This window comes from Streptacidiphilus jeojiensis, assembly GCF_042510965.1.
Taxonomy (GTDB): Bacteria; Actinomycetota; Actinomycetes; order Streptomycetales; family Streptomycetaceae; genus Streptacidiphilus; species Streptacidiphilus jeojiensis.
Map to the genome: position 1 here is coordinate 617,376 of NZ_JBEUKS010000001.1, position 13,569 is coordinate 630,944.

11 protein-coding genes are annotated in these 13,569 nt (G+C 70.7%); 8 read left to right on the forward strand and 3 right to left on the reverse strand.

Annotation, left to right across the window (positions count from 1 at the left end; all coding sequences use genetic code 11):
- Positions 1-31: 31 nt before the first annotated feature.
- Entirely contained in the window at positions 32-1,540 is a 1,509-nt protein-coding gene (locus ABUW04_RS02785) for a DUF2079 domain-containing protein (RefSeq protein ID WP_380562324.1), read from the forward strand.
- Here ABUW04_RS02785 and ABUW04_RS02790 read toward each other — a convergent pair.
- A complete protein-coding gene (locus ABUW04_RS02790; RefSeq protein ID WP_380562326.1) occupies positions 1,473-2,294 on the reverse strand; it encodes an AraC family transcriptional regulator in 822 nt (273 codons plus the stop codon). The two genes, ABUW04_RS02785 and ABUW04_RS02790, sit on opposite strands and share 68 nt — an antisense overlap.
- Positions 2,295-2,379: 85 nt before the next feature.
- On the opposite strand from ABUW04_RS02790, the gene ABUW04_RS02795 reads away from it, so the two are divergent.
- Positions 2,380-3,090 (forward strand): alpha/beta fold hydrolase, encoded by a 711-nt coding sequence (locus ABUW04_RS02795; RefSeq protein WP_380562328.1) that lies wholly within the window; start codon positions 2,380-2,382, stop codon positions 3,088-3,090.
- Here ABUW04_RS02795 and ABUW04_RS02800 read toward each other — a convergent pair.
- Positions 3,078-5,972: a discoidin domain-containing protein gene (locus tag ABUW04_RS02800; protein WP_380562330.1), complete on the reverse strand. Its 2,895-nt coding sequence runs from the start codon at positions 5,970-5,972 to the stop codon at positions 3,078-3,080. The genes ABUW04_RS02795 and ABUW04_RS02800 overlap by 13 nt on opposite strands.
- Positions 5,973-6,167: 195 nt before the next feature.
- Here ABUW04_RS02800 and ABUW04_RS02805 point away from each other — a divergent pair, with 195 nt between their 5' ends.
- The 6 genes from ABUW04_RS02805 to ABUW04_RS02830 all read left to right on the forward strand — a co-directional run bounded on the left by ABUW04_RS02805 (position 6,168) and on the right by ABUW04_RS02830 (position 12,568).
- Positions 6,168-6,998 (forward strand): FadR/GntR family transcriptional regulator, encoded by an 831-nt coding sequence (locus tag ABUW04_RS02805; protein WP_051725554.1) that lies wholly within the window; start codon positions 6,168-6,170, stop codon positions 6,996-6,998.
- Positions 6,999-7,211: 213 nt separating this feature from the next.
- Entirely contained in the window at positions 7,212-8,312 is a 1,101-nt protein-coding gene (locus ABUW04_RS02810; protein ID WP_380562332.1) for an enolase C-terminal domain-like protein, read from the forward strand.
- A gap of 57 nt (positions 8,313-8,369) precedes the next feature.
- A complete protein-coding gene (locus ABUW04_RS02815) occupies positions 8,370-9,758 on the forward strand; it encodes an ABC transporter substrate-binding protein (RefSeq protein WP_380562334.1) in 1,389 nt (462 codons plus the stop codon).
- On the forward strand, positions 9,755-10,687 hold the full coding sequence (locus tag ABUW04_RS02820; RefSeq protein WP_030256795.1) for a carbohydrate ABC transporter permease: 933 nt from the start codon (positions 9,755-9,757) through the stop codon (positions 10,685-10,687). Before ABUW04_RS02815 ends, ABUW04_RS02820 begins: the two co-directional genes overlap by 4 nt.
- A complete protein-coding gene (locus tag ABUW04_RS02825) occupies positions 10,684-11,613 on the forward strand; it encodes a carbohydrate ABC transporter permease (RefSeq protein ID WP_380562336.1) in 930 nt (309 codons plus the stop codon). The genes ABUW04_RS02820 and ABUW04_RS02825 overlap by 4 nt, the downstream gene beginning before the upstream one ends.
- A gap of 55 nt (positions 11,614-11,668) precedes the next feature.
- Positions 11,669-12,568 (forward strand): arylamine N-acetyltransferase family protein, encoded by a 900-nt coding sequence (locus ABUW04_RS02830; protein ID WP_380562338.1) that lies wholly within the window; start codon positions 11,669-11,671, stop codon positions 12,566-12,568.
- Between the two features lie 16 nt (positions 12,569-12,584).
- Here the strand turns inward: ABUW04_RS02830 and ABUW04_RS02835 are convergent, their stop codons facing one another.
- Positions 12,585-13,400: a hypothetical protein gene (locus ABUW04_RS02835; protein WP_380562340.1), complete on the reverse strand. Its 816-nt coding sequence runs from the start codon at positions 13,398-13,400 to the stop codon at positions 12,585-12,587.
- Between the last annotated feature and the right edge of the window lie 169 nt (positions 13,401-13,569).

Here is a 13,569-nt window from a genome sequence, read left to right on the forward strand (position 1 = left end):
AGGCCGACGACCTGCAACGGAAGGCTCCGCCATGGCCCTGCCCACCCTCCGCTCCGTACTGTCGGCCGGCCCGGCGCGCTCGGCCGCGTCCCCGCACCTGCCCGCGCGGACCACCGGTACGACAGCCGACCGCTCCGGCGGCACCCGCTGGGTCTGGGGCGCGGCGGCGGTGCTGTTCGCGCTGTACGCCGCCCTGTCGGTCCGCGACCAGCAGCGGATCCTGACGACCGGCTACGACCTGGGCATATTCGAGCAGGCGGTGCGCTCCTACGCCCACGGGCAGCTACCGGTCTCCGCGCTGAAAGGGCCCGGGTTCCCGCTGCTAGGCGACCACTTCTCGCCGGTCCTGGCGACGCTGGCGCCCTTCTACCGGCTGTGGCCCACACCGATGACGCTGCTGATCGCACAGGCGGCGCTGCTGGCGGTGGCGGTGGTCCCGCTGGCCGGCTGGGCGCAGCAGGTGGCGGGACGGCGGGCCGCGGTCCTGGTGGCCTTCGGGTACGGCGGGTCCTGGGGCATCGCCTCCGCCGTCGGGTTCGACTTCCACGAGGTGGTCTTCGCGGTCCCGCTGCTGGCCTTCTCACTGACCGCGCTCGCCCGTCGCCGGATGCGCGCGGCCGCGGCCTGGGCCCTGCCACTGCTGCTGGTCAAGGAGGACCTGGGCCTGACCGTGGCGGTGATCGGTGCTCTGATCGCCTGGCGGGCGGGGCGCAACCACCGTCTGCTCGGGCTGGCGACCCTCGCCGCCGGCGTGCTGGGAACGGCGCTGGAGGTGCTGGTGGTGATACCGGCCTTCAACCCCGGCGGGCAGTACGCCTACTGGAGTGGGATGCCGGCGACCGGCTCCGACGCGGGCCAGGGAGTGGCGGGGCTGCTGTACCAGGCCACCATCGGCCTGGTCACCCCGCAGACCAAGGCGGTCACCCTGGTTCTGCTGCTCGCGACGACCGCGTTCCTGGCCGTCCGCTCCCCGCTGCTGTGGATCGCGGCACCGACCCTGGCGTGGCGGATGGTGTCCACCAACCCTGCCTACTGGGGCACCGGTTACCAGTACAGCGCGGTACTGATGCCGATCGCCTTCGCCGCCCTGGTCGACGGTCTCGGCAGGTGGCCGGGACCGGTGCGGACCGCGTGGCCGTACCTGGTCGCCGGAGCCGCGGTCACCGCGGTGCTGCTGCCGCAGTACCCGTTGGCGGCGCTGCTGCGCCCCTCGACCTGGCACACCGGTCCCCGGGTCGCCGCCGCCCACCGTGTCCTGGCGATGATCCCCGACGGGGCCACCGTCTCGGCCTCCAACCGGCTGGTCCCGCAACTCACCTCGCGCGCCACGGTCAGCGAGTTCGGCTTCCCGGGCCTGCCGCTGGACGCCCAGTGGATCGTGGTCGACACGGCGGACCCGCAGGGCTGGCCCGTCTCCGGTGAACAGCAGCAGCAGGACGTCGCCGCCGCCGAGGCGGAGGGCTTCCGCACCGTCAGCGACCAGGACGGCTACCTGCTGCTGCACCGCGGTTCCGGTAGCGGCCCGGGGTCGTTCCGATGATGTCGGTGAAGGCTGCGATGAAGCTGCTGGGGTTGGACCAGCCGCAGGCGGTGGCGGCGCGGGTGGTGTCGTGGCCCTCGGCGAGGAGCACCAGGGCGTGGTGGACCCGTAGTTGGGTGCGCCATTCGTAGAAGGTCATGCCGAGTTCGTCGTGGAAGAGCCGGCTCAGGGTGCGTGAGCCGGCTCCGACGGCCTTGCCGAGTTCGGCCAGGGTGGAGCTGTCGGCGGGCGTCTCGTGCAGGAGCAGGGCGATGGCCCGCAGTCGGTCGTCCTGTGGTTCGGGCAGGTGCAGGGGCTGTTCGGGGGCTTCGCTGAGTTCCTCGACCAGGACTCGCAGCAGGCGCGAGCGCGCGGGGCGGCTGTAGTCGGGCACGGCCGGGTCGTAGCTGCGGGGGCCGGTCAGCGCGAGCAGGACCTCGCGGACCAGGCCGGAGGCCAGGAACACCACCGGGCGGTCCGGGACCAGCCGGGCCAGGGACGGCGCGAGGAAGACGATCCGCATGTCGGTGTCGCCGTGGGCGCGGTGCTGGTGGTTGAACCCTGCCGGGGTCCAGGCGACCCGGTTGGCCGGGACGATCGAGGTGCCGCGCTCGGTGTGGACCGCCAGGACCCCGTTGGCCGCGTAGACGAGGTGGCCCCGGGCGTGCGACTGCACCTCACTCGACTCGCCGGACGGCCACAGGTGGCGCCCGCCGGAGGGCCACAGCTGTGACGTCGCACCGGCGGTCGGACCAGGTTGGCGGTGAACGGGCATCAGTTGGCATCCTAGCGGTGGCACGCCACCCGCCGGTCCCGTGAGACTTCCTGCATACCGCTGCTTGAGCCACAGGGAGAGACCCATGACCACGTTCGTGCTGGTGCCCGGCGCCTGGAAGGGCTCCTGGTCGTTCGAGACGGTGGTTCCGCTGCTGGAGCGGGCCGGTCACACCGTTCACGCGCTGACCCTGACCGGCCTGCGGCCGGACGACGACGCCGCGACGGTCGCCACCGCCAACCTCGACACCCACGCCGGCGACGTACTGCGGCACCTGGACGCCCACCACATCACCGACGGGACACTGGTGGGCCACAGCTACGCCGGGATGGTGGTCGCAGCCGCCGCCGACCGGGCCGGCGGCCGGATCTCCCGGCTGGTGCACCTGGACGCCTACGTACCGCGCGACGGCGACTCGTGCTGGTCGTCGACCAATGAGCACTTCCGCCGGGTGTTCGCCGCCGGTGCCGCGGCCACCGGTTACGCCGTCCGACCGCCGGACGGCGGCGATCCGCGCCGCCGTCCCCATCCGCTCGCCTCCTTCCTGCAGTCGATCCGGCTCACCGGCGCGTTGGCCCGGGTCCCCCGTCGGGAGTTCGTCTACTGCTCGGGCTGGGAGGACCGGACGCCGTTCGCCGACCTCCGCACCCGGCTCCTGGCCGATCCCGGGTGGCAGGTCCACGACCTCCCGACCGGGCACGACGCCATGCACGAGGCCCCGGAGGCGGTCGCCGCACTGCTGCTCGGCGGCGACCGCACCCCGGAGCCGTCGGCGCGGCCGGATCAGCCGCTGTAGACGCCGAGCTCGCTGACCGCCATCTGTCCGCCGGTCTGTCCGCCCTGGTTGGGCAGGTCGGCGACCAGCCGGATGTAACGCGCCGTCACGGGGGCGGCCAGCTGGACGCCGGAGCGTCCACCTGCCGTGTCGGCGTGGCGGGCCACGGTCCAGTAGGTGGAGCCGTCCAGGGAGACGTCGATGTGCCAGTTGGTGGCGAATGCGGTGTCAGGCTGCTGCAGCGAGACCACGTCGACGGACTGCGGCTGGGTCAGGTCGATCTGCTGGATCCACCGGTACTGTCCGGTGGCCTGCGCCGAGGTGGCGGTGTTTCCGTCGTCGGCCAGGGACGGTGTGGAGTTGGGCTGCATCTGGGCCTGGGTGCCGTCGATGTACAGCGCCTGGGCGGGCCGGCCGAGTGCCAGGTCGGGCTGGCCCGAGGTCGGCGCGAAGGCTCCGACCTCGGCGATGGCCATCTGGTCCCCGCGCTGGTTCCAGTCGGTGGGCGCGTCGGCGACGATGCGCAGGTACCTCGCGGAGACCGCGCCGGTGAAGACGACCGGGATGGTTCCCCAGCCGCTGTCGGTGACGGTTCCGACCGTGGTCCAGCTGCTGCCGTCGGTGGAGGCGTCGACGTGGAAGGCGGTGGCGAAGTGGGCCTGAGGCATCGTCACGGTCACCCGGCCCAGGCTCTGCTGGGCCTGCAGGTCGACCACCAGCTGCCAGCGGAACTGGCCGCTGGCCTGGACGTAGCTGGCGGGGTTGCCGTCGGTCGCATAGGACAGCTGCGAGTAGGACTGCAGTGCGGCGGTGGAGCCGTCCAGGAACTGCGCCTGGACCGGCTTGCCCAGCGCCAGGTTGGTCTGGGCCTGTCCTGCGGGGGCCTGGGCGAGGGACGCGTACTGCGGTTCGAGTCCGGCGTTGGCGATCAGTGACGCGGGAACGCCGGTGCCGTCCGGCGACACCTGGGTGTTGCTGATGGTGGCGTCGGTCGGAGTTCCGCAGGGCCAGTCCGGGGTGGTGTTCTCGACGTAGTTGCCGGTGAACGAGAACTCGCCGTAGGGCGTTCCGGTCCCCTCCTCGCAGCCGCCCATCGACGGCGTGTTGTTGGCGTACATGGCGTTGCCGGTCATGGTGATGTACTCGCTGCCGCCGTCGGTGTAGATGGCGTGGCCGCCGTTGGCCGAGTCGGTGTTGCGGACCACGTTTCCGCTGATCAGCAGGCCGTCGGCGAGCGAGTCGCCTTCCTGTCCCAGGACGTAGATGCCGCCGCCGTCCGAGCGCTGCTGCATCTGGTCGTAGACCAGGTTGTCCAGGATCTGGTTGCCCTTGGTCTCGGTGGGCGTGCGCCCCCAGCCCCAGTTGGAGCTGATGCCGCTGTAGGGGACGTCGTTGACCTGGTTGTGCTCGATGGTGTCGTAGCGGGTGTAGCCCTGGAAGATGCCGACGCCTCCGGTGTACTCGACGGCGATGTTGTGGATCCAGTTGTCGGCGACCGTGTTGTTGGCGGGCAGCAGCGCCAGGTCGGTCGGGTCGGCGTCGGTGCCGTTGCCGATCTCCAGGCCGTTGCCGGAGATGTCGGTGAAGGTGTTGCCCTGGATGGTGGATCCGTCGGCGTCCTGGCCCAGTTGCAGGCCTGCGGCGCCCAGGTGCTCGAAGGTGCTTCCGGTGATGCTCAGCCCGGTGGTGTGGTCGAAGACGACGTTGCCGGGGGTCATCGTCCAGGCGCCGTAGGGGCAGGTGCCGGGGCTGGTGGTGGAGTAGCGGGTGCAGGTGCCCTCGTTCTGCCAGGCGTTCTGGCCGGTGAGGCGCATGTTCGCCTGGACCTCGGAGAAGCCGTCGCTGCCGTCGGGCGCGGTCCAGCCCCCGTACTCGAAGGAGATTCCGGAGAAGGCCAGGCCGTTGAGCGGCTGCTGTTCGGTGCCGGTGCCGGAGACCAGGGTCTGCAGTCGGGGGATCTCCACGTCCGCGGTGCTCATGTCCTGCCCCTCGCGGGGCAGGTAGTAGACGGTGTTGGTGCTGCGGTCCAGGTACCACTGGCCGGGCTGGGTCAGCAGGGGCTTGGCGTTCTCCACGGAGCTGGGCAGGTCGGCGTTGACGCCGTACTGCTTCTTGGTGGAGTTGTCGAAGCAGGGCTGGTCCATGGTGACGGTGGTGCCGGAGACCGAGGCGATGCCGCAGCGGACCTGGGTCCAGGCGACGTTGTAGACGAACTCGACGTCGGAGATGTTCGACCAGGTGGTGAAGACATTGCTGGCGGCGGTGTAGCCGGTGGCGGTTCGGGTGAGCGTGGTGGGGACCGCGCCGGCGGCACGGTTGGCGCGCACCCCGTTGACGTAGAGCTGCCGGGTGTCGGTCCCGGCGGGGACGCCGGTCTGCCAGACGCCGTTGGCGCCCTGGGTCCAGCTGGTGAGCTGCCAGCCTCCGCTGAGCACGGGGGTGGCGCCGGCCGCGGCCCGGTAGGTCACCGTGTGACCGGACGTGGCGCCGTCCCCGGCGGCGGCGCTGAAGGAGAGCGTGCTGGCCAGGCGGTAGGTGCCGCCGGCCAGGACGACGTCGATGTCGCCCTGGGCGGTGGCGGTGGCGGAGCGCACCAGCTGCTGAGCGGTGGTCAGCGTGCAGGGGGCGGCTGTGGTGCACGCCTGGCCGCTGCCGGTGGGCGAGACGTAGTAGGAGAGGGTCGTGGCCGCCGCGGCCGAAGTGGCCCCGGCTCCGGTCAGGGCCCCGATGATCAGGCCGGCGCAGGCGGCCAGTGCGGCTGTCAGGCTGCGGCGCCGTGGCGCGGTTCGGTGCGGCGCGGTTCGGTGCATGGTCGTCACTCCCGAGACGTCGTCGGTCGAGGTGCGGACGGCAGGTCCACCGCGGCCCGTCGCGGCGCCGACTCCGGCAAGCTTCTGCTCCATCCGAGTGGATGGACCATATGTATCCGGCGAGCCACTGCGCAATGGGCTGAGCACGACAGTCCGGTTTGCACGGCTTCATCCTTGGAATTCCCGTGGTCGCGACGAAAATCCGCCGGGAAGCTTCCCTTCCGGAAGGGCCGGTGCCATAGTGGCGGCGAAAATAGATCTGGTTCATTTGAGCGAGGGGGTCATCTGGTGTCAGGTACAGCCAAGGCCGGGCCGGGCGAGGCGGACGACGCGTCGGAGCGCTACCGTCCGGGGTACGAGCTGGTGGCGGAGCAACTGCTGGGCTACATCGCCGAGCAGAACCTGATGCCCGGCGACCGGTTGCCGACCGAGCAGGGGCTCGCGCAGATCCTCGGCGCGACCCGCAACGTCACCCGCGAGGCGGTCAAGGTGCTGGCGGCGATCGGCAGGCTCAGCGTCCGCAAGGGCGCCGGGATCTTCGTCGCGGCCTCCCCCGGCACCCTGGCCGACGACCAGCTCGCGCACTTCCAGCCCACCAGCATGGAGCATGTGCTGATGCTGCTGGACTACCGCCGGCTGATCGAGTCGGAGACGGCACGGCGGGCCGCCACCCTGGCCACCCCGATCGAGGTCCGGGCGATGCGGGAGAGCGCCGAACTGTCGCTGGCCGCCGGCAGGGCGGTCGACGCCGAGGAGTTCGCCCGCACCGACGCCCTGTTCCACAACTCCGTCAGCGTCGCGGCCCACAACGTCTTCCTGCAGGCGAGCGTCGCCAACATCCGGCGCCTGGTGTCGCAGTCGGACGTGCTGCTCTTCCACGGCGACGTACCCGGTTCGCTGGAAGTCGCCGGCAACCAGCACGTCGCCATCACCGCGGCCATCGCGGCGGGCGACACGGAGCTGGCCGCCGAGCTGATGGTCGCTCACATCGACACCACCCAGCACCAGTTCGAGCGCAGGATCCGCGACCGCGTGTTCAACCTCGGCACCAGGCCGGCGGCGCCCGCCCCGTCCCAGCAGTCCCAGCAGCCGCCGTCCCAGCAGACCTCCGCCTCCTAGACGCTGCCACTGCCGCCACCGCTGCTGTCACACCTTTCCGGCGGGACGCCCCCGTGCGGGCGTCCCGCTCCCACCCCACGGCAGGGCCCGAGCCCGCGGAGCGCCTGCACCTTCGCAGTCACCGTCACGGTCACGGCCCGGGACGCGGCACCCAACAGGTCCCCCGCCGGACACCGTCGTGCCCTGCCCCGCTCCGACGAACAGAGAGCCAGCATGAAGATCACCCATGTCGAAGCCCACCGGATCCGCGTCCCCCCGGCCGATCCCCCCTTCCAGTGGCGGAACGGACTGAGCGGCAGCCCGGCCGTGGGCGACGGCGCGGTCCTGCGGATCGGCACCGACGACGGCGCCGAGGGCGTGGCGCTGTTCGCCCGGCCCGGAGCCGGCGTGATGCTCCAGGACCTGGTGGAACGGGTCTTCCGGGACGAACTGGTCGGGCAGGACCCGTACCGGCGCGAGTGGCTCTGGGACCGGGTGTGGGAGATCGACCGCATCCAGGAACTGCCGCTGCCGGCCCTGGGCCTGATCGACGTCGCGCTGTGGGACCTGGCTGCACGTGTGGGCGACCAGCCGGTCTGGCAACTGCTCGGCGGCTACCGCGAGTCCATCCCCGCCTACGCCTCCACCTCCACCTTCGCCACCACCGAGGAGTTCCTCGACGTCGCCGACCAGTGCCTGGCACTGGGCTACCAGGGCATCAAACTGCACGCCTGGGGCGACGCCCGCCGCGACGCGGCGCTGTGCCTGGCCCTGCGCGAGCACGTCGGCCCCGACGTCCCGCTGATGTACGACGGCTCGGCCGGCTTCGACCTGCCGGACGCCGTCCACCTGGGGCGGGCCCTGTCCGAGGCGGACTACCTCTGGTACGAGGAGCCGATGCGCGAGTTCAGCATCAGCGCCTACCGGCGGCTGGCGGAGTCGGTCTCCGTCCCGCTGCTGGTCGCCGAGACCTCCGACGGCGCGCACATGAACTCCGCCGACTTCATCGCCGCGGGCGCGGCCACCTTCGGCGTCCGGGTCGGCACCACGCTGCGCGGCGGCATCACCGGCGCCATGCGCACCGCGCACCTCGCCGACGCCTACCGGCTGCGGGCCGAGGTGCACGGCTCGGACATCCCCAACCACCACCTCTGCATGGCGATATCCAACACCAGCTACTACGAGTCCCTGGTGACCTCCACCACCGTCACCCGGGAACGGCACGTCGACGACCGGGGCCTGGTGCACGCACCGGTCGGCCCGGGGATCGCCCTGCCCTACGAAAACGACTACGGCAGGGAACTGCAGCAGTTCGTCGAGCGACCCGCGATCTGACGCACGCCCACCCCACCGGACACCACCCACCCGGACAGGAACCAGAAGGGCACCACCATGAGAACCCCGAACCTCCCGAGATCCGGCTCCCGCCGCACCGCGGTCCGCGCCGCCGTCGCCGTCCTGTCGGCCACCGCGCTCACCGCACTCGCCGGCTGCGCCAGCGCCGGATCCACCACCGCCACCTCGGCGTCGGGAGCCGCGAGCTTCAAGCCGGTCACCCAGGACGCCAGCTCCACGGTCACCGTCTGGGCCGACTCGACCCGGCTCCCCTCCGTGCAGGCGTACCAGAAGTCGCACCCCGACGTGAAGCTGAACATCGTCACCTACGACGGCAGCGCGGACGGCTCCACCTACCTCCAGACCAAGGTCCAGCTGTTCGACCGCACCGGCAGCGGCTGGCCCGACGTGGTCTTCGGCTCCCCCACCGACGTCACCTGGGCGTCCCGGCCGACCAAGCCCGGTGCCACCGCGTTCGCCGCGCCGCTGGACCAGAACCTGGTCCCGCAGAGCACCCTGGACAACTTCGCCAAGGGCTCGCTCACCCCGTGCCAGTACGACGGTCACACCTACTGCCTGCGCAACGACATCGCCCAGGTGGTGCTCTGGTACAACAAGACGCTCATGGACAGGTTCGGCTACACCGTGCCCACCACCTGGGAGCAGTACCAGGCCCTGGGCGAGAAGGTCGCCAAGGAGCATCCCGGCTACCTGGTCGGCTCGGTCGGCGACACCAACTCCCAGGAGTCCTACTTCTGGTCCAGCCAGTGCCCGGCCTTCCAGCTGACCGACCCGGACACCCTGCGCACCGACCTGTCCAGCCCGGACTGCACCCGGATGTCCAACCTGCTGGACACCCTGATCGCCGACAAGTCCGTCAGCACCCAGGGCTTCTTCAGCCAGGGCTTCGCCAAGGACAGCGGCAGCAAGGTGCTGATGGCCAACGGCCCCTCCTGGTACGGCCAGTACCTGTTCAACGCCGCGTTCAAGACCCCGGCCGGGCAGATCGCCGCAGCCGCGCCGCTGACCTGGGACGGCGAGACCACCGCGGCCACCGGCAACGTCGGCGGCGGCGTGTGGATGGTCTCCTCGCACAGCACCAACCTCAAGGCCTCCACCGACCTGGCCACCTGGCTGACCACCTCCGACGCCAACCAGGCCGGCGCGCCCACCTACCCGGCCTACGTACCGGCGGCCGACGCCTGGCTGGCCAACCCCGACAACAAGAAGTACTTCGCCACCGACGTCAGCAGCGCCTTCAAGACGGCGGCGAACGAGGTGTGGACCGGATGGTCCAACACCAGGTTCAGCGACGCCACCGCCTGGTCCAGCGTGGTCTTGCCCGCACTGACCGCGGGCAAGACCCTCACCGCGACCCTGCCCGCCTGGCAGACGGCCATCGCCGACGAGGCGAAGTCCGTGGGATACAAGGTGACCACGCAATGACGCTGCTGGAATCCCGGCGCGTCACAGCACCCGTCCGCCGCCGCGGGACACCGCGGCGGCGGGGCGGCGGCGGTCTTGCGGGCTACTTCTTCGTCGGCGGCTACGCGATCCTGCTGCTCGCCTTCGGCGTCTTCCCCACCGTGTACGCGTTCTACCTCTCGCTGACCAACGACCGCGGCCAGTTCACCGGCATCAACCAGTTCGTCAAGGTGGCCCAGGACTACCGGTTCGTCCCCGCCTTCACCGACATGCTGCTCTACCTGGCCATGTGGCTGGTGGTGCTGGTGGTGCTGACCGTGCTGGTGGCCGTGGTGCTCCGCGGCCGCATGCGGCCCGGCCTGTCCGCGCTCTTCCGCTTCCTGTTCTACATCCCCGGCGCGCTGGCCGGCGTGGCCAGCGTGCTGGTGTGGCTGTTCATGCTCGACCCGGCCGTCAGCCCGGTCTCCTGGCTGCTGGACTCGCTCGGACTGCACACCTTCGCAGCCGTGCTGACGCCCGGGAACCTGCCGGTGATCTTCGTCCTGATCGCCTTCTGGACCGGCGCCGGCGGCTGGATCGTGGTGATGTACGGAGCACTCAACAACATCCCCGACGAGGTCCTGGAGGCCGCCAAGATGGACGGGGCCGGGCCCTGGCGCACCGCCTGGCACATCCAGGTCCCGATGATCCGTCAGTGGATCGCCTACATGGCGATCCTCGCCTTCGCCGCCGGCACCCAGCTCTTCGTCGAACCGCAGCTGCTGCAGACCGCGAGCCTGGGCCGGGTCACCCCGACCTGGTCCCCCAACCAGCTGGCCTACGTCTTCGCCTTCCAGCAGGGCGACTTCAACGGCGCCGCCGCCATCTCGGTCTTCCTGCTCGCCCTCGGCCTCATCGGCGCCGGCCTGCTGGTGCGCCGCTCGGACATGTTCAAGGTGGACGAAGGATGACAGACACCGCCCTCGACCGACCCCGCGCGCTGCGGCAGCCCCCCACCGCGCGCCGCTCCCCCGGGCGGGTGGTGTCGACGCTCGTCGTCGTGCTCCTGCTCGGCCTGCTGCTGGTCTTCTTCGTGCTGCCGGTGATCTGGCTGCTGCTGGCGCCGTCGAAGACCGCCGCACAGATCGTCAGCGACCCGCCCCTGTCGTTCGGCTCCTTCAGCCAGATCGGCGCCGCCTGGGACCACCTCACCGCGTTCCAGAACGGGGCGCTGCTGGTGTGGCTGAAGAACTCAGCGATCTACTCCGGCGCATCGCTGCTGCTGACCCTGGCCACCAGCGTCCCGGCCGGCTACGCCCTGGCGCTGACGAGGTTCCGCGGCCGCAGGACGCTGCTGATGGTCACCCTGGTGACCATGATCATGCCGTCGGCGACCCTGGTGCTGCCGATCTTCCTGGAACTCAACAAGTTCCACCTGATCGGAACGGTGTGGTCGATCATCCTGCCGTTCTCCTTCTACCCCTTCGGCGTCTACCTGGTCTACATCTACTTCGCGACCAGCCTCCCCCGGGACATCCTCGCGGCGGCCCGGATCGACGGCTGCTCGGAATGGCAGATCTTCACCCACATCGCGCTGCCGCTGGCCAAGCCGGTCATCGGGCTGGTCGCCTTCTTCAGCTTCGTCGGCAACTGGAACAACTTCTTCCTGCCCTACCTGGTCCTGCCCAACAGCAACGAGTTCCCGATCCAGGTCGGGCTGAACCAACTGCTCTCGTCCACGCCCTCGTTCAACCCCGTCGCCGGCGCGGGCCTGAACATCACCATCCCGGAACTGGCACTGGCCATCATCGTGGCCATCCTGCCGGTCCTGGTCCTGTTCCTGTTCTCGCAGCGGACCCTGGTCTCCGGCATGCTCGCCGGTGCGACGAAGGAGTGAGCCGGAGATTAATCCTGGAGCGGATCCACGCGGCGCTGTACTACTGTTCGGCGCCATGACCTCGAAGACGAACGATCATCCCGCCTGGGTCGCGCCCTACCTGGCCAGGCTCGGCGTCGACGACCCGGAGTCCCTCGGCGCTCCGTCGCTGGACGCCCTGCGCAGGCTTCACCGGGCACACGTCGAGCTGATCGCCTTCGAGAACTTCGACATCCAGCTCGGACGCCCGCAGGGCATCGACCCGGCCGAGTCCATAGCCCGGATCCTGGCCGGCCGGGGCGGCTACTGCTTCAACCTGAACAACGCCTTCAGCGAGCTGCTGACCGTCCTCGGGTACGACGTCACCCTGCACCGCGGCCAGATCAACGGCTCCGCCGCGAGCGCCAAGGCGACCGCCGAGGAGTACGCCACGCACATGGCCCTCACCGTCGTCATCGACGGCGAGCGCTGGTCGGTCGACGTGGGCCTGGCCAACTCGCACCACGAGCCCATCCCGCTGCGGGAGGGCGTCCACCTCCAGGGCCCCTTCCGCTTCGAGCTGCGGCCGCTGCCGGAGATCGGCCCGGACGCCTGGCGGTTCCTCACCGATCCGGCGCAGACGACCTTCCACAGCATGGACTTCACCCTGGCGCCGGCCGTCTGGGAGGACTTCATCAGCTGCCACACCGAGTTCTCGACGTCGCCCAAGTCTCCCTACGTCATGTGGTTCGAGCTCTTCCGCCGCGACGCGGGCGGCGCCGAGTTCGTGCTGGACGACGAGTTCACCCGCGACGAGGGGGCCGGGCGGCGCACCACACGGCTCCTCGAGTCCGCGGAGGAGCTGTTCAAGCTCGCAACGGACGTGTTCCACCTGGACCTGTCGGCCGTCGACGACGCCGACCGCGCCGCCCTGTGGGACCGCATCCAGCGCGCGGGGGCGGAGTGGCGGGCGAAGCAGGAGTCGGCCGAGAAGTAGGCCCTGGCAGTGGGCCCTAATCGGCTCCGGCGACCGTGAAGTCCGCGGTCACGAAGACGTGGTGGGGCCAGTTGACGCCGATGTAGTGGACCTCGTACTCGCCGTCGCTGAGCTGGACCACCCGGTCCACCACGGCGCCCGGGTACGCGGCCAGCGCGGCCTCGGTCGCCTTGTCCGCGGTGCTGCCGCTGACGATCGTGCCGGAGCCCTCGGTGTAGTCCGCCGGGACCTGGCCGGACTGCTTGGCCGCGGACTGCGCGCCCTGCTGGAAGGGGACCACCTGGGACGCCGTCGAGGGCGTCGAGCCGCTGCCGGGCGGCTGGACGACGACCTGCGAGGCGGTGATGGCGGTGCTGTTGACCGTGCCGAGGACCAGCACCGGCTGCCCCACCGTGACGGCCGACGAGGAGGCCGGGGTCGTGCCGTTCAGGTAGCTGGTCGTGGACGTCCCGGTGACGGTCGCGGTCTGGCCGGTGGCCGTGGTGACGGTGAAGCCGCTCCCGGACACGGCTGTCACGGTGCCGGTCGTCCCTCCTTCGGCCGGCCCTGAGCGCGCGTTCGAGCCCGAGCCCGATCCCCCGCCGGAGCCTGCCTGGGCCGGGGCGGACGCCGAGGACGCCGAGGACGCGGCGGCTGCGGAGGCTGTGGCCGAGGTGGGGGACGAGGCGGTCGCTGCGTATCCGGCGCCCCCGATCGCGGCTGCCGCGACCACCGCGGCCGCGATCAGCGCCCTCTTCCTGGTCTTCTTCCTCGGGGGTGTCTGCTCGCCGCCTGGCCGCGGGTCTTCTGCTGATTCCTGACTGTTCATGACCGCGCCTTTCGCTTCGATCATGCATTTTTCCTGCCTGGTAGATCCACGGTCCTGCTCGGTGATGACCTGGCTCTGGGCATCCCCTGAGAAGCGTGTGAACCCGAGGGAGGGAATGAACGGGCCGCACCGCTGCTTCTGGGAGACGGGCTCGGCGAGCACCGGGTCGCCGACCTGATTCGAAGGGAGCCGG

Coding starts and splice junctions, on each gene's coding strand:
- ABUW04_RS02825 (WP_380562336.1), top strand. CDS start 10,684: ATGACAGACACCGCCCTCGACCGACCCCGCGCGCTGCGGCAGCCCCCC.
- ABUW04_RS02820 (WP_030256795.1), top strand. CDS start 9,755: ATGACGCTGCTGGAATCCCGGCGCGTCACAGCACCCGTCCGCCGCCGC.
- ABUW04_RS02800 (WP_380562330.1), bottom strand. CDS start 5,972: ATGGAGCAGAAGCTTGCCGGAGTCGGCGCCGCGACGGGCCGCGGTGGA.
- ABUW04_RS02810 (WP_380562332.1), top strand. CDS start 7,212: ATGAAGATCACCCATGTCGAAGCCCACCGGATCCGCGTCCCCCCGGCC.
- ABUW04_RS02790 (WP_380562326.1), bottom strand. CDS start 2,294: ATGCCCGTTCACCGCCAACCTGGTCCGACCGCCGGTGCGACGTCACAG.
- ABUW04_RS02835 (WP_380562340.1), bottom strand. CDS start 13,400: ATGATCGAAGCGAAAGGCGCGGTCATGAACAGTCAGGAATCAGCAGAA.
- ABUW04_RS02830 (WP_380562338.1), top strand. CDS start 11,669: ATGACCTCGAAGACGAACGATCATCCCGCCTGGGTCGCGCCCTACCTG.
- ABUW04_RS02815 (WP_380562334.1), top strand. CDS start 8,370: ATGAGAACCCCGAACCTCCCGAGATCCGGCTCCCGCCGCACCGCGGTC.
- ABUW04_RS02785 (WP_380562324.1), top strand. CDS start 32: ATGGCCCTGCCCACCCTCCGCTCCGTACTGTCGGCCGGCCCGGCGCGC.
- ABUW04_RS02795 (WP_380562328.1), top strand. CDS start 2,380: ATGACCACGTTCGTGCTGGTGCCCGGCGCCTGGAAGGGCTCCTGGTCG.